Here is an 18,999-nt window from a genome sequence, read left to right as displayed (position 1 = left end):
GACTTTGATCTACAAATAAACATAATAGTTACTTAAAAAGGCCATAAACAACAATAACTTCGCAATGTCTCACGTTTAGTAATAAAAGTATAAAAAAATTAACATTACAAGAAGGTAGCCATAGCTCGCATGCAACAGCAACAAAAGAACCCTGGAAGAACACTCGTCTTATGGATTATCGCAGCTCATCTATTTATGGGCATAGTGGCGTATGAGTGGTTGCCTGTAAGTTTTAGAGGAAGCTGGATTTTTATTCTCATTCTTTTAATTTCTGGAGCTTTTTTACAAGTTGGCGCATCTTTAATTGTGGGCTTAGTCGCTTTTATCGGTGTTGCAGTATATTTTCTACTCGACTTAGGAGCTCAGACACATATTGAACGTCAGCTTCTTTTACTTTTTATTATTCCCCTCATTCCTCTTTTTCTGAGTGCTGTTCGCCATAATATTGAAATTAACGTTCAAAAATACCGCGATATTCAAAGTTATGACCGTAATTATCGCCGTGATATTTTCCCGCTTAGTGCACTCAAGTATTTCCAACGTAGTTTCTTTAAGCTTCTTGATCATCATAACATACAAGACTATGAAGTCTTTGAAATTAGAATTCTCAACCGAAGCTTAATTAAAGAAATGTTAGGCGACGATGTGTGGAAAACCACTCAAAATGAGATGATCAAAATTTTGAGTCAGCATCATCCACAAGAAATCGTTTTCCAGTTTGCTGATGATGATCTTGAAACTATATACAGTATTGTAATTCGCAAGCAAAAAACGGATGAAGAGCCTGAATTTATTAAAAAGCTAAAAGAAATTATGACTTTGCGGCTTGAAGTCGAATATAAAGTTATTCAGATTCCACCTGAAGAGGAGATTACTTAATGTCTAATCTTCTTAATATTTGTGGAATTATTATTGCATCTAGTCAGTATCCGGATGCCACTTTACAGCAGTTCTATCGACAATATTATCATTGTGAGATTAAAACTGAACACACCAAAACAGAAGTTCAAAGCACAGACGATCTTTCCATGTTTTTTCCATATCAGGATACATGGTGGCCTATTTTTACAATTGACCAGATCAGCTCCGATAGCTTTCAACGACTTATTCATAAAGGGATTAAGCCCGGCATTATATTGCCAGATGAAGTTTTTAGCTTTTCTCATTATTTCTTGCTCAAAGAAGCAGTCAGTCAAGGTGCGATTCCGATTGCACTTTATAAATCAGAACAGCCACAATATTTTGCGGCTAAAGCCACATTTTCAACTGCAATTGGGTTGCGCCCAATGGCTGCTTTTGTCTCAACGGGATGGGATGAAAATTTAATTTCACAGAACGCTGGTAGTTATATTATTCAATTTAACTCTTCGCAGCTCCCGTTACCCTCTAGAGAAATTAAGCAAAAACAGCATTTATTTTATTCGGCTAAACGTTTTAACGGTCATATTTCTGGGTATGAAATTATTATTAATCCTCCTGCTGATCTACCCACAACAAATATTCGATATCCTCAACTGGGAATATCATGGAAATTTAATAAGATTAATTACATAAGTACGCCTGAAGAAGTAGAGACTAGTCTTATTGGCTATATTTTCATTGGGTTAAGTACCGTTGTAGTTCCACTCGATCTAATTCTCACGAGTACCTACCCAGACCTCCTTGGTACGTTTGGTAGCTATATTTCATGGATCTCCTTAGTAGTGGGGTTGATTTTATTGGTATTGCTCATCTCGTCTATTATTAGGAGGGTTAAATCAAATGGCTCCCATTGATATTCTCTTCTTATTTGGCTTTTTAGGGATTTGGATTCCACAAGCATTTTGGGCGTGGTTAAGTTATCAAGCTTGGAAATATTCAAAAACAGCTGAAAAAGAGCTACAAAACCTTCCTATACCAGAAAGATGGCCTGTTTTGAGTGTCTTGATCCCTGCCTATAATGAAGGGGTTGTGATTGAAGATACTTTGCATGCAATTGCTCAACAAGATTACCCAGCCGAAGCATATGAAGTTTTACTTATTAATGATGGTTCAAAGGATAACACCTTAGAAATCGCCGAAAATTTGGCAAAAATTTATCCTTGCATAAAGATTGTTAATGTTCCTAAAGGAATGGGTGGTAAAGGTAAATCTAGAACGCTTAATAATGGCCTCCCCCATGCTAGAGGCGAATTGATTGTTGTTTATGATGCAGATAGTACGCCTGAACCCGACTGTGTCCGCTTGCTAGCTCAAACCCTGCTTGCCGATAAAAAATTAGTAGCCGTTAATGGAAAAGTAAGAACACGTAATTGGCAAGATAGTATTTTGACCCGATTTATCGCAATTGAGTTCATCTTTTTCCAATGGATTTTCCAAGGCGGTCGTTGGCAACGTTTTGAATTATCTACATTGATGGGTACTAACTATGTGATTTGGCGTGATGCTTTAGAAACCTTAGGTGGTTTCGATGAAAAGTCATTGGTCGATGACACTGAAATGAGTTTTAGGATTTTTATCGGCCAAAAACGAATTAAATGGGTGCCCTATGCGATTGGTTGGCAGCAAGACCCCCCATCTCTGAGTGTATTTGTGAAACAGCGCTCACGTTGGACACAAGGTAATTTTTATGTAACTCGTAAATATTTGCCCGTAGCATTAAGAACACCTTTTCCTATAGGAATTGAAATTCTAAATAACATTATGTGCTACATACTTTTTGTACCCGCTTTATTCTGGAGTCATATCACGTTAACCCTTGGGTTGCTTGATATAGCAGGTATTTCAGTTCCGGGTCCATTTACCACGTTATGGGGACTCTCATTTTGCTTATATGTTGCACAAATGTGGTTTACCCTTTCACTCGAAAAAGTAAAACCAGAACTCTATTTTTATTCGGTTCTATCGTATGTAAGTTACTCACAAGTTTTTCTATTCATTGTATTTAAAGCCGCATATGACATGCTTAAAAATAAAATACAGGGTAATTCCCTTCAATGGTACAAAACGGAACGTAGCAAGGAGAAAAAATAAATGAAAAAGACTTTTGATCTCTACAACACAGCTCAAGTGCTCCTTGCCAGCACCAGTCTTATGCTCGCCATGTCTGCTCATGCTTACACATGGAAATTGGACGACATTAGTACTTCTACTAAATACACAGTCGAGCCTCATTTTTTCTATATTGGCAAAGGTGCCCAGTGGCAAAACATTCAATTTTCAAGTGATTATTCCACTGAAAGTGATACAACTTTACTTGTAAAATATGATGACAAACTCATTTATAACACTACGCTAAGTGGGGATGGTCAAGTCAAATTTGATATTCCAGTAAGTCAAAGTGGCTTTCATCGTTTAGATTTTATTATTCAACAGTATGCTAAACCAACTACACGGAATCAAACCAAAGAAACATTCTGTACAGAAGATATTGATCACCTAACGTATTTAAGCAATTCCCAACTCGACTTTACGCCTGTTCGTAATGAGTATCGCTTAAAAGATTTGCCAGATGCTTTATATAACCCTCAAGCGAGACGACCTACTCCATTTGTTGGCATTTTAAAATATAACCGTAAAGAGATTATAGAAGCGTCTATGCTCGCTAGATTAGCAAGTTCATGGACTTCAATAACACCCGTTGAATGGGTTGATTCAGGACAAACCAATTTAAATCCTGAAACAAACTTTATTATTGAAGTTATTCACTCACCAACACCATTAAAAGGCGGAGCATTAGTACAAATCGCGAAACCTGTAGAAAGTGTGCCGACTCTAACAATTACCTATCACACTCAACAAGATTTAACGAGCGCAGTAAATGGGCTAATTAATCCTTCTTATGTGCAACAACTTAGTACAGGAAGCGCAATTTTTCCAAATGCGATATCTAACCCAACCTGGGCTCAATTTAAAAAAATAGATACTCTCGCCGATTTAGGAATTGAAGACTTCAGATTAAATCATGCTGAAAAAAACTTATTCCTTGACTTCCCTTCAGTATGGCAACCAACAGATATCTTGCAAGGGCAAATTGCACTTCGTATTCAAAGTGGTTTATTACAAGGTTCCAATATTACAGCTTGGATTGATGGTGGGCTCGCAGGAAGTATGAAAACGGCGGATCTTGCTTCAGACCCAGTAAACCGTCAATTCAATATTTTTGCAAAAGCCATTTCTAATACGACAAATTTTAGTCTAAAGCTTGAAAACTCAGTAATTGCCAATTCCCAATGTTTACCTAACGCGCATGGTTCACTCTGGATTGATACAGCCAAGTCTACTGTAAAGCTTCCCCACAAACTTAAAAATGGTGTAGCTGCAATTTCAATGACTTTAGCAACGACGCCTACAATTGCGATTGATGATCAATCTGGTGCATTAAATATTGCTATTATCTTAGGACAAACCGCGAAAAAAATGCTTTTAACACCAGCACCAATGCCTCTCAACCTAGTCCGTTATTCACCGAGTGCGCCTCAATCCATAAATGTCCGTGTGAATAAAGATATTTATCAACAACAGGTGTTAATGCATCAGGATATTATCTATGCACCTGCTGCGCAGAATGGTTTCATTGTTAGTTATAACAATAATCGCTTTGATGTAATTACCGACTCAGAAGGTGGCGCACAAACTTTTATGCATCTTTGGGAAAAGATCCAACATAAGATTCCAAACAACGTAACAAAAATGCTGGTTTCAGAAAATGGGAATATTTATGTTTTACAAAAACTCATTGTCGGAAATCAAAAGGCTCCTTTAATCCAGCAGTCTTCTTTCTTCTTACTAGTTGTGATTATCTCTGCAATTATGATAATAATTATCTTCTTGTGGTACTGGTTAAGACGAAATAATGAGAAAACAGATACCAATTAAAATAGTTGCATTTATTATTTTAATTATATGTAGTGTCGTCGTATATGCGGGGCTTTTCAAACACCAAGGTCAAGCCCCCAATATTGAAGGCATTTTCTGGCAGCCCGACAATAATACAACTCCTCCAGAGGGAAATTGGCACTATTTAGGGGTTAATACATTTGTTCCTCAATGGTCTGTGGTTGAATCTAAATCATGGTGGAAAGAATCAAATTTTCCTCAATGGGAAAAAGCCATTAATTTAGAAAAAATTAAACAAGAACCTTGGGCTAAAAATCTCATATTAGGCTTAGCAGGCGAATATAATGAACCTAAAGCTCGGGCAAATGTCATTGAGTTAGGTGAAAAATCTGCTCAAATTATAAAAGAACAAAAAACGATACCTAAAGGTTATTATTTTCCAGTAGAGGCAGATCCAACTTGGCTACGAGTCAGTGCTTTAGGCCATGTATTGTCAGAGCTCCCCTCACCAGTCTGGGTGAGCATTTATAGTGGCGAAACTGAGCCTGCAAATTATGATTTATGGGTTAAAAGCTGGCTGCCTGACCATACGGGAGTTTTTTTCCAAGATGGTGTTGGCGTAGGAGTTCGATCACCTAAACAGGCCAAACATATTTTAGACCAGCTTGAACATAAACTTGGAAAAGACAAAGTAATTATAGTGTTAGAAGCTTTTAGATTGAAAAAGAATGGGCAATTTAGAGCCGCGTATCCTTGGGAAATTATTTCTCAGCTAAAAGCGTATGAAGGCAAAACTGTTTATATTTTTGATGGGCCACATTACATGAGCCGCTGGTGCGTTAATATTGTGAGCTTATGGTACCGTCTCACTTATGGTGGTGTTAATAAAGCCATAAGTGAGAAGAAATTCTTAACTCATAAGTATGCCAATTCATAAGATTTAGCAATTTGATCGAGAATACGTTGAGCTGCTTGCCCATCGCCAAATGGGTTTTCTACGTGCGCCATTTTCTCATAGTGCTGTTGGTCGGTGAGTAACTTTTCAGCTTCTTCAATAATTTTTTGTTGATTCGTACCCACTAAAACACCTGCTCCCACTTCAACCACCTCTGGTCGCTCGGTAGTGTCCCGCAGGATTAAAACTGGCTTATTAAATGATGGACTTTCTTCTTGTAAGCCACCCGAATCTGTCAAAATAAAAGTAGATCGGTCTATGACTGCCAATAGACTTGGGTAATCTAATGGTTTAACAAGATGGATTTGGGAATGATCTTTAAACTTATCATGCACCACATCATGTACTGCTGGGTTTAAATGGACTGGCCAAATAAAATGTAAATCAGGATGGGCTTGGGCTAAGTACTCAACCGCGTTGCAAATATTTTGAATTCCACCGCCAAAGTTCTCACGGCGATGGGCAGTAATAAGTACAACTTTGTCATCCTGCTTTAATTGAATTCCATAAGGTTCAAGCTGGTTTTTCAAATCAGATTTTTCAGCAATTAATTTACGTCCTAGATATACCGCATCAACAACGGTATTACCTGTAACTGTAATGAGGTCTGGCTGAATTTGTTCATTAAGTAAATTTCTTTTTGATTGTTCTGTCGGAGCAAAATGCCATCTGGTAATACGTGAAACTAACTGACGATTTCCCTCTTCTGGAAAAGGATGATCTAAATCATAAGAACGTAAACCAGCTTCAACATGCGCAACAGGAACTTTCATTGAAAACGCGACTAAGCCAGCTGCTAAAACAGTTGTTGTATCACCCTGAATAACAATTGCATCTCTTTTTTGTCCATCAGTGTACACATTCTCGATTTGGCTCAAACCATGAATTAAGAGCTGATTTAAACTTTGTCCAGCATTCATAATTTTAAGACGATGGTCAATTTCAACCCCAAAGAAATCTATCGCATCTCTGACCAATTCGTCATGCTGTCCAGTAAAAATCACTTCAACTTGAAAGCGAGGGTCTTGTTTTGCCAATAAAATCACAGGAGCAAGTTTGATTAATTCAGGACGGGTTCCAAATACAATAGATATAAAAATTTTCTTCATTTTAGAAATCCTTATAAAAAACGAGTTCTACTCGAGTATTGTTGTAATGATCTTTCGTATTTACTGGCACATCTTTAAAGTAATTGCCATATAGTCGTTCTACACGTAATTTTATAGGTTGATAATTAAACGGCTGCCATGAAATGCCGGGGCCATATTCAAATAAATTATTGTAATACTCATCTTTACTGTCAGCTAAGGCATGCAATTTCATATAAGCCTGTACAGTGCCCGTTTCCCCCTTATAGACATTCAAACCCGTACGTAATCGCAAGTCACCAATAACGTTATAATCTTCTCTAGAATAAGTTGCTGCGTTGCCATATAAATCAGTGAAGTAATCATTAAAGCAAAGTGAATGATTACAATTATTTTGAGAATACCACTCTTGATAACCCGTCACCCCACCGACAACACTTTCACGAAATTTATCTCTATTTCGATCAATCAGATCATAGCTTCCACCTACTTCTAAATACATGCGCACAGGTATAGAAGTCCAAGGTTGATAATTAGCGCCTACACCTAGAGTTACTGCATTTTCATCAATAATTTCAGGTCGTACACCACCTTGAGATTGAGTATCGCGGTTTAGATTTAAAAAGCCATACACCTGCGCTCGACCATTATCGAGGTTCTTACCATAGCGAGCTTTAAGTGGGAAAATTACATCGTCGTAACGTGATTCATATGAAGGCGCAAAATACACATCACGGAAATAAGTTTTGACCTCTCCTCCACTCAGATTTTTTACAGCCTGTGTCGCTTTAGTCGCAATATCAGCATCTTTAGATTGGGTAAGTTCCTTAAAAACCACCAAAGCCTCTTTGTTATTTTTTTGAGAATTCAGTAGATAAGCTTCTTGGAGTTTTAAATTATCATCTGCTGGATCTAATGCCTCTGCTTTTCTTAGACTTTGCAAAGCTGCATCTTGTTTCCCTAATCGAATTTGTAAATAAGTTAAGCTTTTCCATACTTTAATATCTTGTGGTGTCATCTCTCCAAGTTCTAATAATAACTTCTCGGCATTTTCAGGTTGAGTCTTTTCAATTTTATAAAATTGATCCCATTTATCATAAATTGGATTACCTGGTTTATATTCTTGATTAACAATCTCTTGCGCAAAACTAGTCTCAATACTTAAGAGGCCTAAAGTTGGACAGATCGAACCAACAACGATAAAGGAACGGGTTATAGATTTTATTGTTTTGCTATTCATTGGGACCTCTAGAGTAAAATAGGTAGAATGCTTGCGTAGCAATCAAATTAAAATTTAATCAATAAGTATTATAATTAAACCCATAAATGACATTGTTTATATAAGTAGATGAGTTCTTTAAATTGTTCATTTTATCTCCTTTAACATTATGTTTTAAAAAAGTTCTTATCTGTTTGTTTTTCCTATAATGACACATTTTTTAATCGTATTATTGTAAATAATCTTATAGGATAAGATAAAAATTTATAACTACAAATAGGGGAAAATATGTCCTTTTCTCAGCATCCAGAACATCATTTTATTCACCGCTCAGGTTGGTTAAGGGCGGCCGTTTTAGGGGCAAATGATGGAATTATTTCTGTTACTAGTCTAATCATGGGAATGGCTGCAAGTGGGGCCTCTGCTCATACACTTCTTATTGCATGTATTGCTGGTTTAATTTCCGGTGCAACCTCTATGGCTGCAGGAGAATATATTTCAGTAAAATCACAAGAAGATATTGAAAAAGCCGACTTAAAATTTGAAGAACAAGAACTCAAAAAGCATCCGCAGCGTGAATTGGACGAACTCACCCAAATTTATATATCCAGAGGCTTAGCACCTGACTTAGCTCTACAAGTTGCTACTGAACTTACAAATCATGATGCATTAGGGGCTCACGCGCGTGATGAAATTGGTATTCATGAAAATACCGCAGCAAATCCTATTCAAGCCGCATTAGCTTCAGCTGGCTCATTTTCATTTGGGGCATTGTTTCCTATGTTGGCTATTTTACTCAGTCCAGATATATGGATCGAAAAAACAGTCTTAATATTTGGTATTATTTCATTAGCTTTTTTAGGAGCGCTATCAAGTCATTTCGCAGGTACTTCCAAGCTTAAAGGGAGTCTACGCATTACCTTGTGGGGAATTTTAGCGATGGGTTTTTCAAGCTGGATCGGCTCTTTATTTCATATTACTCCGCTTTAAAAATCAGAACTTATCAATGTTTAAGAACTCAATATTTAAAAATTAAATGCCCAATATTATTTGCTCTTGGTTCTGCTTTCACGTTATGGTGAATAGAAAGAAATGAGGTGAATAAAATGGACCTATTACAACAACTTGAAATTAAACATCCAATTTTTCTTGCCCCTATGGCAGGTGTATCTACACCTGAACTTGCAGCAGAAGTTTCTAATCAGGGTGGTCTTGGGTCCTTAGGTCTAGGTGCAAATACGGCGCAAAGTGCACGTGAACAGATTTTAAAAACGCAAACACTTACAGAAAAATCATTTCAGGTTAATTTTTTCTGTCATCAACCCGAACAACTTAACCTTCAAACTTCTGCTCAGTGGATTGAATATTTACGCCCACAATTTGAAAAGTTCGGAGAACAGCCTCCTCAAAACTTAAACTGTATTTATCCAAGTTTTCTTGATAACGATGATTTTCTAAATGTCGTATTAGAAACCAAACCTAAAGCGGTAAGTTTTCATTTTGGAATTCCCCATCCCCATCAAATTCAGGCATTAAAAGATGCCGGAATTATTACGATGGTGTCTGCTACCAATTTAGTTGAAGCACAAGCCATTGAAGCGGCTGGTATAGATATTATTATTGCTCAAGGGATTGAAGCAGGCGGACATCGTGGAATCTTTAATAAAACCTTTGATGCAGCAATTAAAACGAGCGATTTAGTACACCTTATTGTCAAGCATTGCAAACCACCTGTGGTAGCCGCAGGCGGTATTATGAATGGAGCTCAGGCACGATATATGTTGAGCTTAGGAGCTACTGCGGTTCAACTCGGAACAGCATTTGTGCAATGCCATACATCAAATGCATCTACCGAGTATCGTAAGGCTTTATTTAATGAGCCTGTGACACAAATCAGCGCCAGTCTTTCTGGGCGTCCAGCCCGTGGCTTGCTCAACCATTGGCACACACAAATTGATTTACCTAATCGCCCTGCTCAACCCGAATATCCATATGCATACGATTTAGCGAAGCAATTAAATGCCATTGCAAGCAAGAATAAAGACTATGGCTTCGGTGCTTTTTGGGCGGGTAGTAATGTCTCTCAAATACGAGAGCTAGATGCTGCTGATCTGGTTAACCAGTTAGTTGTAGAAATGCTAGAAGATGAGTAAATCTTAAAAAGCCAGTAATCATATACTGGCTTTTTATTTAATGGGTTTCTAGTAAGTTAACCTGCTCAACTTGAACATCACTCATCAAATTGCCTTCAGCCAATAGCTGATTAAAATAATTTTCGACTACTATTGCCTGTTCAGCAGTACTTTCAACTTTATACATATTTTGGCGGAATTCATTACTCGAACGTAATCCTTTGGTGTACCAAGCAATGTGTTTACGGGCAATACGGCAGCCAGAGTATTCACCATAAAATTGATAAAGTTCTGATAAATGTCCTAGTAACACCTGCTTCACCTCTTCAATATTAGGTGCAGCCAAATGTTCACCAGTTTTTAAATAATGAGCAATTTCACGAAAAATCCATGGTCGACCTTGAGCAGCTCGACCAATCATAATTGCATCTGCCCCAGTATAGTCGAGTACATATTTTGCTTTTTCAGGACTATCAATATCACCGTTCGCAATAAGTGGAATATTGATTAATTCTTTGACATGTTTGATCAAATCATAACGTGCTGTATTTAAATACATGTCTTCGCGAGTACGGCCATGTAAAGCCAGCGCAGCAATCCCCGCTTCTTCTGCCCTTTTTGCGACTCTTAAAATATTTTCCTGACCATTTAAAAAGCCCAAACGGGTTTTCAAAGTCACGGGAACATCAACAGCAGCGACCACTGCATCAAGAATTCGAGCCACTAAGTCTTCATCTTGTAATAACGCTGAACCAGCGAGCTTATTACATACTTTTTTGGCAGGACATCCCATATTAATATCAACAATTTGTGCGCCATTTGCTACTTGATAACGTGCAGCCTCTGCCAATTGCTCAGGATCAGAACCTGCAATTTGAGCAGAGATTGGAGCGAGTTCACCATCAAAGTTCGCACGGTAGAGGCTCTTTTTGCTCATCCGCAAAGTTTTATCAGCAGTCATCATTTCACTGACTGCATGGCCTGCGCCAAAATACTTGCAGAGTGTTCTAAATGGACGGTCAGTTACTCCGGCCATAGGAGCAACAATTAAATTATTTGACAGTTGATAGGGACCAATATACATATATATTCATACAATTGATGATCAACATAGTATACTTCATCCGCTTAATCGGCTCATCTTTTTATGCAGGTGCTTTCCTCGCCATGAACAAACCGTTGTCTTCCCGTTTTTTATTAAAATCATTCGGCATGGCTGCCGTATGCATGAGTTTAGCTGCTTGTGGTGATAAAGCTTGGTGGTCAAACAATGATGAGCCTGAACTAGAAAGCCAACAGATTAAACGTCTAATTCCATCACGTGTGCATGACCGTGAATCATGGGCTAAAGATATTGATGACATTATGAAAGACTTGGATATTCCTAAAACCAAGAAAAATGTCTGTAGTATTGTGGCTGTAGTGGATCAGGAATCCAACTTTGTTGCCAACCCTCAGGTGCCTGGGTTAGGACAAAAGGCAGTTGAAGAAGTTAGTACACGTTTAAATGAAAAATTTGAAGATAAGCTTGGCAAAACCGTTGGTGGAACAATTGCTGGTTATTTTGAAGAAGTTCTAAGAACTCAGCCCTCTCCTGATAATAACTATATGAGTCAAATGCGTAAGGTTAAAACCGAGAAAGAACTCGACTTACTTTACCGAGAAATTTTTGACTTCATGGCTAAACACTATCATGTGAGTGCCTTAACTGGTGCAGCCAAATTGGTTGGTCAAGATATTGGCGAGAAAATGAACCCTATTACGACTTTAGGTTCAATGCAAGTTCATATTAATTATGCGAAAGCCAATAAGCGTTCGAGTATGAGTACTGCTGCGCTTCGCGATGACCTATATACTGAATACGGTGGTTTATATTACGGCATACATCGTTTAATGGTTTATCCGGCAGACTACGATAAAGCCATTTATCGTTTTGCGGATTATAACTCTGGTATGTACTCTAGCCGTAATGCAGCTTTTCAAAAAATGCTAAAAGAACTTACCGATAAAGATATAAGTCTTGATGGCGATCTACTTCTTTATACAAAAGATGGTGATCCACGCGCAGCTCAAAGCGAGTCAGAAAAAGAACTGATCACGGTATTTGCAAAAAATAATGTATTGGTTACCCCACGACAAATCCGTGATGATCTTAAATTAGAAAAAGAGAAAAAGTTTGAAAGTACTCAAACTTATATTGCGCTGACTAAACTTTATAAATCAAAAACTGGCAAAGAACCACTCTATGCAATTATGCCTCAAGTGGTAATTTCTGGGCCTAAATTAAGTCGTGATTATAATACCAATTGGTATGCAACCCGCGTAAACGGACGATATGAAACATGTATGCAACGAGCGAAACGAATAAGACTATAAAAAGTCTCGCCCTGTTCGATTTTGATGGAACCTTGTGTAGTAAAGATAGTTTTACAGGGTTCATCTTTTATGCTTTATCTAAGCGTCACATTGTTAAGCAAGGCTTGAAAATTCTGCCATGGATTCAAGCCTACTATCTTAACTTTTATCCTGCCCATGCTATGCGTGCTAAGTTATTCCGTAGCATGTTTAAAAATACGCCTGCAATTGAATTACAAAAATTAGGTGAAGAATACGCACAAGAGTTAGTCTCTGCGCTTTCGCCTGAAATTTTTACTCAGTTACAACATCATCAATTGCGTGGTGATCAAGTCGTATTAGTTTCAGCTTCAATTGATGTCTATCTTGCTCCACTTTGCAAGTTACTAGATATCGAGTTGATTTGTACCGAAACTCAAATTAAAAACGGCAGGATGACGGGTTACTATTCCACTCCAGACTGTAGTAGTGAACAAAAGAAGTTAAGAATACATCAGCAATATACACTACAGCATTACCACCAGATTTATGCGTATGGTAATAGCTCGGAAGACTTAGACATGCTCAGTCTCGCCACACATCCATATATGGTAGGTGAAGACCGTGTTTTACCTCGTTTAACACCAGAAAAAAAGCTCGCTTAAAGCGAGCTTTTTTATTTGAGTAAAACTTAATAAATTGCCATATGATCACGGTGAATCATTTCAAGTGAACGAGCTTCACCAAGCACTTGATAAACCTTATCTGAGGCTAAGCCTTTAATAATTTCGGCTGATCGTGAGCTAAAGTTCACTCGACCTACCGCAATACGTTTACCTTGTTTATCGACACATTCAACCACATCACCACGATCAAAATGTCCTTCAACATTTTTAACTCCAACAGGGAGCAAACTGCGATGCTTCAATTTAATCGCTTCAACAGCACCATCATCAATCACAAGACGACCTGCTGTTTGTAAATGAGCAGCGAGCCACTGTTGATGAGCAGTCATGCGGTCTTTATCTGTAGTAAACAAAGTGCCTAGCATCTCACCTGCCATCGCACGTGATAAGACATTATCACTTTCGCCACTCGCGATGAGGGTTGGGCAGCCCGATTTAGCAGCTAAACGTGCAGCACGAACTTTAGTGACCATCCCACCTCTGCCAAGCACACCACCACCGCCGGCCATATCGAATAAATCATCATCCATAGCACGAACAGTAGAGAGTAATTTAGCATCAGGATTATGACGCGGATCTGAGTCAAACATACCTTGCTGATCGGTTAAAATGATCAGCAATTCTGCATGAACCTGACCTGCCACCATAGCAGCTAAGGTATCATTATCACCAAAACGGATCTCATCGGTAGACACCGTGTCATTTTCATTAATGACAGGAATCACACGCCAATCAATCAAGTTTTGCAGAGCATCACACGAGTTCAGATAACGACGGCGATCTGCCAAATCATCATGAGTCAATAAAACCTGAGCAGTACGAATACCGTGGTTTTCAAGCACACTAGACCAAGTATGAATTAAGCCCATCTGCCCAATTGCAGCACAGGCTTGTAGACTGGGTAGATCGGTGGGTCGACTCGCAAGCTTCATACGAACCATACCTTCTGCTACAGCTCCTGATGACACTAAAATAATCTCGTGCCCGGCATTGTGCAGATCTGCAATCTGTTTCGCCCAATGCGAAATAGCATCTAGATCTAAACCTTGCCCATTAGCTGTAAGTAAAGATGATCCGATTTTAACAACGATTCGTTTACACTCACTGAGCTGACGTTGCCCATCGACCACTTCTATCATGTTTCCCTCGGTTTTCTAGTCACGAACGTAGATGACTTCTACATCATTGTCGTCTTCATCATCGTCAAAATCATCATCATCGTCCATCATGCTTTCGAGACGTTGTGCTCGACGCATTGCACGATATGCTTCTTTTGCCGCAATGGTTTGTTCACGTGTTTCAACTTCTAGTTGTTCACGGAAAGCTCTTACTTCTGCTGCGTATTCAGGATCTTCAACTTCACGTTCACGTTGTTGTTCAATCTGATCCATCAAGTAATACACAACTTCTTTTGTACCTTCGCTTAATAAGCCCGATGTCTTAAAGACAGGTCCTGTCCACTCTAGTTCATCTAGAATGTGCTGACACCACTCTTCGCGGCTTTCTTCAGCAATCTGATCAAGTTTGTTGAGTACTAAAACAACTGGTAATTTAGCCAAAGTTGGTGAGAACTTAGCCAACTCATTCATAATCGCTTTTGCATTATGTGCAGGATCTGAACCATCAATTGGTTGTACATCAATAATGTGTAAAAGAATACGAGTACGTGCCAAATGTTTAAGGAAACGAATTCCTAAACCTGCACCTTCTGCTGCACCCTCGATTAACCCTGGAATATCGGCCATTACAAATGAACGATGGCGGTCAGCATCGACTACACCCAAGTTTGGAACCATGGTTGTAAATGGATAATCTGCCACTTTTGGTTTTGCAGCGCTTACAGCACGAATGAAAGTAGATTTACCGGCATTTGGCATACCTAGCAAACCAACATCTGCCAATACTTTTAATTCAAGACGAATTTCGCGGAACTCACCTTTTGTACCAGTCGTACATTTACGCGGTGCTCGGTTAGTTGATGATTTAAAGTGAGTGTTACCTAAACCACCTTCACCACCACCAGCAACTAGAATTCTTTGGCCGTCTTCAACCAAATCGCCAATAATATCGCCTGAATCTGTATCAACAATTGTTGTACCAACGGGTACTTTTAAAACCACATCTTCACCACCACGTCCAGTACAGTTAGCACCTGCACCGTTTTTTCCACGCTCAGCACGGAATTTACGTGTGTAACGGTAATCGACTAGCGTACTTGTATCGTCATCAGCTTGAATATGGATACTTCCACCACGTCCGCCATCACCACCATCTGGGCCACCAAATGGTACAAATTTTTCACGGCGAAAACTGGCTACGCCATTGCCACCGTCGCCAGCCTCTACGGTAATGACTGCTTCATCAACAAAGCGCATCTGCCAATCCTCTAAAAACTCTAAAACCGCCTATTCTGCCATATTTTCATAAAATTCTCGAATAGAAAATGGAACAATTCCATTTATAACGATCTGTTTTATCTTTAATCCAGCAGATGCTTTTAGTTTTGCAAATAGGTTCCTTATAAAAAATAAAATTTAGCCAATTTATTTAATTATCAAGGATGCACATTACGCAGAGGTAAGGTCATTTGCATATCAAGATTTGCTTTTGTTTTTGGCACAGAATTATACATGATGGCATTAAATGAAGAGACATTCCCCATTTCCATAGGATCATTTACGTTTAGACTTGGTTTAAACTGATGTTTCACCGATAAATTTACAGGTTCATCGAATTCAAAATAAACTGGACCATCAAAAACAATTTTAACGGGAACGGTATAACTACGTTTTAAATTAAAAGGCACATCTAATTTAATAGGGATATCTAATTTAAGGGGAAATTTTGGTAAAAACTTACTTTGATAAACCAAGTCTGTGGTGGTTTCTAAAGGCATAACCTGATCAATTTTTAGAGTCGTTGAATAATCGACACTTACCGTAATAGGTGTTTCTACAGCAAAATTTAAATCTGCCAAATATTTCCCTTTTAAGGGTAAAGTTAATTGGCGGTCTATATCTAAGGTTGTATCAAGTTTACCAATAGACTGAACCTGCAAAGTATTACCAACTTGAATTTTTGTTTCTAAAGAGTCAGGTAAACTAATATCGGCATTATGAGCAGAAACGACTAAATTTGCCTGAATGTTGAGATACACCCAAAACATAATAGCGGCAAGTATCATCATTAAAAAGAAACTGATTAACATACTCTTGAGTGAACGGAACATTAGCATCCACCCTATTGATCAGCTGTCTTTTGTGAAGTTTCTGAACCTAATACTCGATTTAATCGCATAGTGGACAGAGGAATCTTTAACTCACCATTTGCAATCTTAACAGGCAAAGTATTTTTCACATCAACCGAAGCATTTAATGCAGTTTTAACAGGTACATTTAAATTACCCTCAATTGGGATATTCGTATCTAATCTTGCTTTTAGAGGAATATGTAAATTTTCTTTTAATACCGTGCGTACTGGCGCATCAAATTTTAAATGAACTTTTTGCTCAAGCGGGACATTAATATCAATTGGCACATCAAGTTTTAATGGAATTGTTCCTTTCAATGGCAACGTAATATCACGTCCTAAAACTCGCACCTGAACCTTAGTATCAATTGGTAGATTTTGCTCAACTTTTAATGTTTCTTTGACAGGAATAGTAGTGCTAATCGGCACCATATTATCGAAATAAACACGCGGAGTTAATGTTTGTGTTAAAGGAATATTCAGTTTCTCATCAATTGGAATACTGGCATTTACGCGCCCCTTTACATCCACATTTAAAGCATCTTGTACTTTAACCTTAACCTGTAGAGGCTCTTGTAAATCAATAGCAACTGCCTGATTTTTCAGTGGAATATAAATATTAAAGTGCTTAAATACCCATATTGCAATGAGTACACCACATAAATTGGCAATAATGATGAATACAAAAACGACCAACAAACGTTTAAACTGCGACAATTCCTATCCCTTACTATTTTCTTTTTTTCCTTAATTTGTATTCTCATTTATTTACAAAAAATAGTCAGCATATATTTTGTACGGTTGTAAAAAAACCCAGTCTAAACTGGGTCTTTTTGTGAAAATATTTTATAGATCGTTAAATGATCTTAAGCATTCAATTCTGCTGGAATTTTTTTGTAGCTTACGCCGCACATTTGTTCAGCGATACGTAATACCTGACAGCTATAACCAACTTCGTTATCGTACCAAACGTAAGCAGTTAAACGGTTACCAGAAGTAATCGTTGCTTGAGCATCGTATACACCTGCTGTACGAGAACCGATAAAGTCACTCGATACAACTTCAGTCGAGTTGGTATAACCAATTTGACCTTGAAGGTTAGAGTTAATCGAAATTTGACGAATGTATTCGTTCACTTCTTCACGATCAACTTCTTTATCAAGTGTTAAGTTCAAGATTGCAAGAGATACGTTTGGTGTAGGAACACGTACAGAGTTACCAGTTAATTTACCTTTCAATGCAGGTAATGCTTTAGCAACTGCTTTAGCTGCGCCAGTCTCTGTAATTACCATGTTCAAAGTAGCAGCACGGCCACGACGATCTGCTTTATGGTAGTTATCGATTAAGTTCTGGTCATTTGTAAATGAGTGAACAGTTTCAACATGACCGTTAAGAACTTTATATTTGTCATCCAATACTTTAAGAATTGGAGTGATTGCATTTGTTGTACAACTTGCAGCAGAGATGATTTTGTCTTCATCTAAGATATCTGTGTTGTTTACACCAAATACAACGTTTTTCATTTCGCCTTTACTTGGTGCAGTCAATACAACACGTGCAACGCCTGGGCATTTCAAGTGTTGGCTTAGACCTTCAGCATCACGCCATTTACCAGTGTTGTCGATTAAAAGTGCGTTTTCAATACCGTATTCAGTATAGTCAACTTCACTTGGGCTAGACGCATAAATCACTTTAATGAAGTTACCGTTAGCAATGATTGCTTCGTTTTCTTCATCAACAGAAATTGTACCAGCGAAAGTACCGTGAATAGAGTCACGACGAAGTAAAGAAGCACGTTTTGCCAAGTCACCATCAGAAGACTTACGTACAACGATTGCTTTAAGGCTCAAACCACGACCTAAACCTGATTGGCTAATGATTAAACGAGCCAAGATACGACCAATACGACCAAAACCGTAAAGAACTACATCTTTAGGTTGTTCAGAAGTTGCGCTACCTTTGATTGACTCAACTGATTGAGCAACAAAAGCATCAACATCACCGCCTTTTTCTTTGTATTCGACAGCAAGTTTACCGATATCAACTTCTGCAGAACCAATATTTTCAACTTTTGCTAAAGCTTCTAAAATTGGGAATGTGTTTACAACAGAAAGTTCAACGTCTACAACACGTGTACGACGGTGAGTTTTCAAAATTTGGATAACAGAACGGTTAATTAAAGAGCGACCGTAAACAGATACGACAATATTTTTTTCACGGTATAATTGACCGATTAATGCAATCATACGTTCCGCGATTTCTTCACGGTTTTTCCAACGGCCTTGGTGTTCAGCGTGCAGGGCGATGATAGTGTCTTTGCTCACAGATACGTCCTCTAATTAATTATATCTAGGCGTGATTTTTAAAACCCCGTAATTGTAATGGAATTATTGGCAAGAATGAATCAAAAGCTGACGTTAGTGACTAGATTTTCCTAAAATTCATCATAAATTCATAAAATACCTATAATTATTTTTTATTATCTTATTGTTTAAAGCAGCTAAATTTTTGCTTTTTC

The 18,999-nt window shown here is 38.1% G+C and carries 17 protein-coding genes; 9 read left to right on the top strand and 8 right to left on the bottom strand.

What is annotated here, in order from left to right:
* Positions 1-129 precede the first annotated feature (129 nt).
* From JGE69_RS06210 to JGE69_RS06190, 5 genes are read left to right on the top strand one after another with little or no spacing between them, the layout of a single operon-like run.
* Entirely contained in the window at positions 130-879 is a 750-nt protein-coding gene (locus JGE69_RS06210; protein WP_119685133.1) for a hypothetical protein, read from the top strand.
* Positions 879-1,775, top strand: a complete 897-nt coding sequence (locus JGE69_RS06205; RefSeq protein ID WP_199113097.1) for a hypothetical protein — start codon at positions 879-881, stop codon at positions 1,773-1,775. The genes JGE69_RS06210 and JGE69_RS06205 overlap by 1 nt, the downstream gene beginning before the upstream one ends.
* Entirely contained in the window at positions 1,762-3,012 is a 1,251-nt protein-coding gene (locus JGE69_RS06200; RefSeq protein WP_005067892.1) for a glycosyltransferase family 2 protein, read from the top strand. The genes JGE69_RS06205 and JGE69_RS06200 overlap by 14 nt, the downstream gene beginning before the upstream one ends.
* On the top strand, positions 3,013-4,857 hold the full coding sequence (locus JGE69_RS06195; protein ID WP_199113099.1) for a hypothetical protein: 1,845 nt from the start codon (positions 3,013-3,015) through the stop codon (positions 4,855-4,857). It begins immediately after the preceding gene.
* Positions 4,835-5,755 carry a hypothetical protein gene (locus JGE69_RS06190; RefSeq protein ID WP_199113101.1) on the top strand — a complete coding sequence of 307 codons (921 nt, stop codon included), beginning with the start codon at positions 4,835-4,837 and terminating at the stop codon, positions 5,753-5,755. The genes JGE69_RS06195 and JGE69_RS06190 overlap by 23 nt, the downstream gene beginning before the upstream one ends.
* On the opposite strand, the gene wecB is transcribed toward JGE69_RS06190, so the two are convergent.
* Positions 5,734-6,882, bottom strand: a complete 1,149-nt coding sequence (gene wecB, locus JGE69_RS06185; RefSeq protein WP_068930148.1) for a non-hydrolyzing UDP-N-acetylglucosamine 2-epimerase — start codon at positions 6,880-6,882, stop codon at positions 5,734-5,736. The two genes, JGE69_RS06190 and wecB, sit on opposite strands and share 22 nt — an antisense overlap.
* A 1-nt stretch (position 6,883) precedes the next feature.
* The gene (locus tag JGE69_RS06180; RefSeq protein ID WP_199113103.1) at positions 6,884-8,101 is read right to left on the bottom strand and encodes a tetratricopeptide repeat protein; all 1,218 of its coding nucleotides are present in this window, start codon (positions 8,099-8,101) and stop codon (positions 6,884-6,886) included.
* Positions 8,102-8,368: 267 nt separating this feature from the next.
* Between JGE69_RS06180 and JGE69_RS06175 the strand changes: the two genes are divergently transcribed.
* Complete coding sequence (locus tag JGE69_RS06175; protein WP_199113105.1) at positions 8,369-9,070, top strand: VIT family protein; 702 nt, start codon at positions 8,369-8,371, stop codon at positions 9,068-9,070.
* A 116-nt stretch (positions 9,071-9,186) separates the two neighbouring features.
* Positions 9,187-10,233: an NAD(P)H-dependent flavin oxidoreductase gene (locus JGE69_RS06170; protein ID WP_199113107.1), complete on the top strand. Its 1,047-nt coding sequence runs from the start codon at positions 9,187-9,189 to the stop codon at positions 10,231-10,233.
* A gap of 37 nt (positions 10,234-10,270) precedes the next feature.
* On the opposite strand, the gene dusB is transcribed toward JGE69_RS06170, so the two are convergent.
* The gene (dusB, locus tag JGE69_RS06165) at positions 10,271-11,296 is read right to left on the bottom strand and encodes a tRNA dihydrouridine synthase DusB (protein WP_005067871.1); all 1,026 of its coding nucleotides are present in this window, start codon (positions 11,294-11,296) and stop codon (positions 10,271-10,273) included.
* 83 nt (positions 11,297-11,379) lie between these two features.
* On the opposite strand from dusB, the gene JGE69_RS06160 reads away from it, so the two are divergent.
* Together JGE69_RS06160 and JGE69_RS06155 are read left to right on the top strand one after the other, a co-directional pair.
* Complete coding sequence (locus JGE69_RS06160) at positions 11,380-12,588, top strand: DUF1615 domain-containing protein (protein ID WP_045126687.1); 1,209 nt, start codon at positions 11,380-11,382, stop codon at positions 12,586-12,588.
* Positions 12,555-13,211, top strand: a complete 657-nt coding sequence (locus tag JGE69_RS06155) for an HAD-IB family hydrolase (RefSeq protein WP_017386255.1) — start codon at positions 12,555-12,557, stop codon at positions 13,209-13,211. Before JGE69_RS06160 ends, JGE69_RS06155 begins: the two co-directional genes overlap by 34 nt.
* Before the next feature lie 26 nt (positions 13,212-13,237).
* On the opposite strand, the gene proB is transcribed toward JGE69_RS06155, so the two are convergent.
* From proB to JGE69_RS06130, 5 genes are all read right to left on the bottom strand, one after another.
* On the bottom strand, positions 13,238-14,371 hold the full coding sequence (proB, locus tag JGE69_RS06150; protein ID WP_002118789.1) for a glutamate 5-kinase: 1,134 nt from the start codon (positions 14,369-14,371) through the stop codon (positions 13,238-13,240).
* Between the two features lie 15 nt (positions 14,372-14,386).
* On the bottom strand, positions 14,387-15,607 hold the full coding sequence (gene cgtA / locus JGE69_RS06145) for an Obg family GTPase CgtA (protein ID WP_199113109.1): 1,221 nt from the start codon (positions 15,605-15,607) through the stop codon (positions 14,387-14,389).
* A gap of 179 nt (positions 15,608-15,786) precedes the next feature.
* Positions 15,787-16,461, bottom strand: a complete 675-nt coding sequence (locus JGE69_RS06140; RefSeq protein WP_005073191.1) for a hypothetical protein — start codon at positions 16,459-16,461, stop codon at positions 15,787-15,789.
* 11 nt (positions 16,462-16,472) lie between these two features.
* Positions 16,473-17,198 (bottom strand): hypothetical protein, encoded by a 726-nt coding sequence (locus JGE69_RS06135; RefSeq protein ID WP_017399267.1) that lies wholly within the window; start codon positions 17,196-17,198, stop codon positions 16,473-16,475.
* 149 nt (positions 17,199-17,347) lie between these two features.
* Positions 17,348-18,805 (bottom strand): glyceraldehyde-3-phosphate dehydrogenase, encoded by a 1,458-nt coding sequence (locus JGE69_RS06130; RefSeq protein ID WP_002118702.1) that lies wholly within the window; start codon positions 18,803-18,805, stop codon positions 17,348-17,350.
* Positions 18,806-18,999 lie beyond the last annotated feature (194 nt).

Origin of the sequence: Acinetobacter sp. C13 (assembly GCF_016809775.1) — a bacterium.
Lineage (GTDB): Bacteria > Pseudomonadota > Gammaproteobacteria > Pseudomonadales > Moraxellaceae > Acinetobacter > Acinetobacter pittii.
The sequence above is the reverse complement of the archived record's forward strand: the minus strand, read 5'-3'. Positions and strand labels throughout refer to the sequence as shown.

Bases quoted from the DNA above. Each gene is read 5' to 3' on its own strand.
- JGE69_RS06210 (WP_119685133.1), top strand. From the start codon at position 130: ATGCAACAGCAACAAAAGAACCCTGGAAGAACACTCGTCTTATGGATT.
- JGE69_RS06205 (WP_199113097.1), top strand. From the start codon at position 879: ATGTCTAATCTTCTTAATATTTGTGGAATTATTATTGCATCTAGTCAG.
- JGE69_RS06200 (WP_005067892.1), top strand. From the start codon at position 1,762: ATGGCTCCCATTGATATTCTCTTCTTATTTGGCTTTTTAGGGATTTGG.
- JGE69_RS06195 (WP_199113099.1), top strand. From the start codon at position 3,013: ATGAAAAAGACTTTTGATCTCTACAACACAGCTCAAGTGCTCCTTGCC.
- JGE69_RS06190 (WP_199113101.1), top strand. From the start codon at position 4,835: ATGAGAAAACAGATACCAATTAAAATAGTTGCATTTATTATTTTAATT.
- wecB (WP_068930148.1), bottom strand. From the start codon at position 6,882: ATGAAGAAAATTTTTATATCTATTGTATTTGGAACCCGTCCTGAATTA.
- JGE69_RS06180 (WP_199113103.1), bottom strand. From the start codon at position 8,101: ATGAATAGCAAAACAATAAAATCTATAACCCGTTCCTTTATCGTTGTT.
- JGE69_RS06175 (WP_199113105.1), top strand. From the start codon at position 8,369: ATGTCCTTTTCTCAGCATCCAGAACATCATTTTATTCACCGCTCAGGT.
- JGE69_RS06170 (WP_199113107.1), top strand. From the start codon at position 9,187: ATGGACCTATTACAACAACTTGAAATTAAACATCCAATTTTTCTTGCC.
- dusB (WP_005067871.1), bottom strand. From the start codon at position 11,296: ATGTATATTGGTCCCTATCAACTGTCAAATAATTTAATTGTTGCTCCT.
- JGE69_RS06160 (WP_045126687.1), top strand. From the start codon at position 11,380: ATGAACAAACCGTTGTCTTCCCGTTTTTTATTAAAATCATTCGGCATG.
- JGE69_RS06155 (WP_017386255.1), top strand. From the start codon at position 12,555: ATGTATGCAACGAGCGAAACGAATAAGACTATAAAAAGTCTCGCCCTG.
- proB (WP_002118789.1), bottom strand. From the start codon at position 14,371: ATGATAGAAGTGGTCGATGGGCAACGTCAGCTCAGTGAGTGTAAACGA.
- cgtA (WP_199113109.1), bottom strand. From the start codon at position 15,607: ATGCGCTTTGTTGATGAAGCAGTCATTACCGTAGAGGCTGGCGACGGT.
- JGE69_RS06140 (WP_005073191.1), bottom strand. From the start codon at position 16,461: ATGTTCCGTTCACTCAAGAGTATGTTAATCAGTTTCTTTTTAATGATG.